This is a genomic window from Endozoicomonas sp. (assembly GCF_031844845.1).
Taxonomy (GTDB): Bacteria; Pseudomonadota; Gammaproteobacteria; order Pseudomonadales; family Endozoicomonadaceae; genus Endozoicomonas.
Map to the genome: position 1 here is coordinate 1 of NZ_JAVRMB020000350.1, position 4,166 is coordinate 4,166.

General features: G+C 43.5%; 3 protein-coding genes and 1 pseudogene. 1 reads left to right on the plus strand and 3 read right to left on the minus strand.

What is annotated here, in order from left to right; translation table 11 throughout:
• Positions 1 to 146 precede the first annotated feature (146 nt).
• Positions 147 to 296 (plus strand): annotated as a pseudogene (locus RM811_RS19250) (aminotransferase class V-fold PLP-dependent enzyme); the annotation flags it as partial.
• Positions 297 to 409: 113 nt separating this feature from the next.
• On the opposite strand, the gene RM811_RS19255 reads toward RM811_RS19250, so the two are convergent.
• The 3 genes from RM811_RS19255 to RM811_RS19265 all read right to left on the minus strand — a co-directional run bounded on the left by RM811_RS19255 (position 410) and on the right by RM811_RS19265 (position 3,272).
• Positions 410 to 2,017 carry a hypothetical protein gene (locus tag RM811_RS19255; RefSeq protein ID WP_402527457.1) on the minus strand — a complete coding sequence of 536 codons (1,608 nt, stop codon included), beginning with the start codon at positions 2,015 to 2,017 and terminating at the stop codon, positions 410 to 412.
• 551 nt (positions 2,018 to 2,568) lie between these two features.
• A complete protein-coding gene (locus tag RM811_RS19260) occupies positions 2,569 to 2,778 on the minus strand; it encodes a cold-shock protein (RefSeq protein WP_402527458.1) in 210 nt (69 codons plus the stop codon).
• A gap of 320 nt (positions 2,779 to 3,098) precedes the next feature.
• Positions 3,099 to 3,272 carry a hypothetical protein gene (locus RM811_RS19265; protein WP_402527459.1) on the minus strand — a complete coding sequence of 58 codons (174 nt, stop codon included), beginning with the start codon at positions 3,270 to 3,272 and terminating at the stop codon, positions 3,099 to 3,101.
• Between the last annotated feature and the right edge of the window lie 894 nt (positions 3,273 to 4,166).

The window sequence follows — 4,166 nt, forward strand, 5'->3', positions numbered from 1 at the left end:
GCCTACTGAAAGACAAAGCAAAAGCAGGAGACTCTTAACAAAAAAACCGAACACAACCGGCAAATGCTGGCCAAACTGTTATTGTTAAAAACTGGACATCTCAAACTGTTGAAAGGAGTCCATTAGGAACTGGTGTTAACACAGAAGAAGTGATCTGGACACGGGGAGCCACAGAAGCCATCAATCTGGTGGCTAACAGTTGGGGTAGAAGCCAGTTGAAGGAAGGGGATGAGATTGTGCTGAGCCGCCTGGAGCATCACGCCAATATTGTTCCCTGGCAGTTATTGGCTGAGGCTACGGTTAGTAAAAGAAAGTAGTCTCGGCTAGACCCGCCCCTAAAGGGCGCGGGATTGCGCCTCAGTCTCGTTCAAGGTGGGTTTTGTATCCTTAGGGGGAGGTTTCTTGGGGCTTAATGTCTACCCTGAAACATCGTATTATACAGCGCCCCAAGATCAGTTCTAAACTTTTCTATAGTACTTTTATGGCGTACAGACTGTTCCTCCATATGACGATTGTCCAACAACTCCTTAAGCAGCGCGCCAATGGTGACACCTTGGATTTCAATCATACAGAAAAACTTCTGACAGTCTCCATCTCTTTTAGAATTAAATTTTGTGCCAAATTTATTTATTAATAGATTTAATGCAGCTACATTATATGCGTTTCCAGAATTTATTTTAAACTTAATGGATTCTATTATCCTATTAAATTCGTTTCCTTGATTGCTATCTAACTTCCTCCTGAATTCAAAAATCGATAGCAATTCAAACTTGTCGGGTGACTTTATGCCAAACATACCCCTTAGCGGCTCTAAAAAATTATTAAAATAAGGTTGATGATCACTGCATATTTTATAAAAATCATTAAACGTCATGCCAGATTTCAGAATTTGTTGTTTAACTTCATGAAAATCTTGAACATTGTCTAAGCTCGAAACCCCTGAACAAAAGACCATCTCTATGCAGTTTAATTCAAGCTTAAATTGAGATCGTTTTGCGACATCCCAATGGCATTCCATTCTTTCCAAAACACCGTCGGCAGTTGCTTTCAAATCCGAGTATTTACCACCATTTAATGCGTCCCTTATTTTTACGTTACTTTTACTGTCAGAATGCAGCAGCTTCTTGTCCAGATTATCAAGAGGAGGCCAGATTTCATAGTAGCCTGATAAATCCGTACACGTTTTATCCTGGATGCCGAATTTTTCCTTAAATCGTAGATAGCTACTCGAATCAAGTATTTTTCCTGCGCTTCTCATTTTTTCCAGAAGTCCCCTCACCGTACAACAACCCATTGTCATTTCTTTCAAGAAATCCACAGGATCCTCATCACCTGTCACCTGTTCTATTTTTCCTCCTTGCAGTAAACGTATATGCCAAGGCAATGCGTCGTTCATAAAAGCCAGTAACGCCGGGGTAAGCTGATCGTCATCAAAATCGATATCCTTATCAAGCATTGGATTACCCGATGCTATGAGTTTATCGCACCATGATCCTTTAGAACAAAGTGATTCTTTAGGACTTCCACCCAGTATTTTTATTAATCTGGCGTAGCTGCATAATTTATCATTTCCCTCTTTTGATGCACAAAATGTCAATAGCACCTGAACAGTTGATTGAGCATTGTCACCATGACGCTTAAGCATGGAGGCAATCACGTCGTCACCCTCCAGAAAAAATTGCGTCCTTATACGAGCCATCAGTTCCCCTGGGCAATCCTTACGAAAACATTCAAGTCGCTGTGTGTCATCGAGTTGACGATCCCATGGTGGCAAATATTTTCCGCCAGTGTTTAAAGACAAAGTTGAATGGGCGTCAGAGGATGCCGCACGACGACGTTTAATGTCTGAACAATCAGACGGCTGTTGACTGGGACTCATCTGATTTGAGTTGATTTTTATTTCAGAACAGGGGCGGCCACCCGACAAAGCGGGAGGGGGTTCTTTTCCATCACACGGGCTCTGCTGATACTGACTACGAGCTCGCATTGATATCATCTGACGAAGGGGGTTGGCCATATTGCTCACCTCTGTTTAGTATATTGTTTAGTATATTTCGAAATCTTATGCACAATTATTATTTGCAATCGAACAAACACACCAATCACTCAGATCACAGCGCCAACCCTATTCGATCAGATGACAAACATGAGATTTACGGGAATCTCCCGCCCAAGGTATATTCAATGTCAAATTGATTAACCGACTAATATGAAAAAAACTCTAGTCCGGCCTATCCTTTTTGTCTATAAAAAATCATGAACGGAAAAACGGGGTCAGGTCTTTCTTCTTGACGCATAAACAAGTATTAAACCATGGTCAGATTTTGAATATTGTATTTATTCAAAAAGAAAGACCTGACCCCAATTTTCCAATTTTCACTTGGCGGTAATCACTGAGCCATCTCTAAGTTCTTCCTGACTGGCTCCATTGCCATTGTTGGCGGTGGCCATAATTCCTCCCTCATTTTGCTTTTCTGAAAGCCACAAAAAAGGGCAATGCCCGAAAGCACCACCCTTTTCTCCTCACCTAACGTGAGGTTAGAGACTACAACATTGCAGCCCCGACCGTTACAGTGGTCGAATATCTTCAGCCTGAAGACCTTTCTGGCCCTGAGTGATGGTAAATTCAACCCGCTGGCCTTCTGCCAGAGATTTGAAGCCATCACCTGTGATTTGACGGAAGTGAGCAAACACGTCTGGTCCGCCATTATCCTGGGCGATGAAACCAAAACCTTTCTCGTCATTGAACCACTTAACAGTACCGGTAGTAGTAGCCATAGTCATATCCTGAATTTTAATAATAAATTTTGCCTTGCAATAAGGCGGTAAAGCTAGAAGTTTATTATTGCTTATGAAGAGTATGGCGAGTTACTACACCCGAAACATCAAATCTATACATAACAAATAAATCACACTTTTAACGTTCCTCCATTCTACAGAGTATTGTCCTGATAACTATGAGTACTTACATTTATTCCATGACACAAGATACTCAGCCATTCGTGTATAAATGCCTAAAAATGCCTTTCCAACCGGATGCTGTACAGGACTGTATATCGTTCAGCCGTGACATTGGTCGCCGACAGAGCCCTCGCCAATCACCTCTCTCCTATAAGAGTATCCATAAGCTCTACCAACATCCCCGGCTCGATTAACCCGGGTCCGGTATTGGTATCCGTTAGTGGTATCTCAATGGCGGTAATGCTTTGGTTGCCGCCTTTGCCGAGCTCATTTCGACCACGCTCGGGATTGACCTGTATTTTAGTGAGCAAGTCTTCCAGGATATCGGGTGTCGGGTTATCCTCTCGGCTTTGGCATCCTGCGTCGCTCTACCTCCTGCACCCATGCAGTCGTGCCGATCCTGTCCGCTTCAAATTGACCACCCCACAGGTTTTCGTGCCGGAGATATAGACCGCGTTATAAGCCTGCTCCGGTCGTCAGAAACATAGTGCTCAAATAATGACTACGATGGCAGGTGTATTCTTGTCCATCGTCGCTGAATTCCAATGCCACGGACTCGCCCAAGGCTGGTCTCTATTACGGTCTCTATTACGAGAGTGGAAGCATGACTCTTTAGTCATTGTTGACAGCTTTTCCTTGCATCGTGGGCGTGACCATATATGCCCCCTTAAAATGTGGAGGAACCAAAAATACCCACTGCCAGATCATTAACCATGAGTTATAAGTCCAGGCCGTTTTCGATGAGCCCATCTCATTCGGGATCTGGACATTGTCAGGCAGGCTACCAAAGATATCCTCCTCTACTGCTCCTTCCAAGATCAGGCGGCTGAACAATTAACGGTAAGGCTCTCAAGCTCTCTCTAACCGGTCTGGAAGTAATGCTTAACTTTCACCTATTGACAAGAAAGCCACGAACTGCCGACCATACTGTATACATAAACAGTAAAGAGAGCCAAGGCAATGAAGCCTGAACCCCTGCCTCCTGCCCCTGACCCATTACAACTCCCTTTCTACCAGAGCCCGGCTGCCTGCGGTTTCGTTAACCCGGCAGCAGACTACATGCAGAGAAAAAACCGGGGTCAGGTCTTTCATTGTGCATATCCATTGCCGTTTAATAAAATTGAAATAAAAACCAGTTCGTAAGTATTCGAAATAAAAGGCCCACCATCACTATTTACAATGAGTTAATGTGCAGAATATGTTAC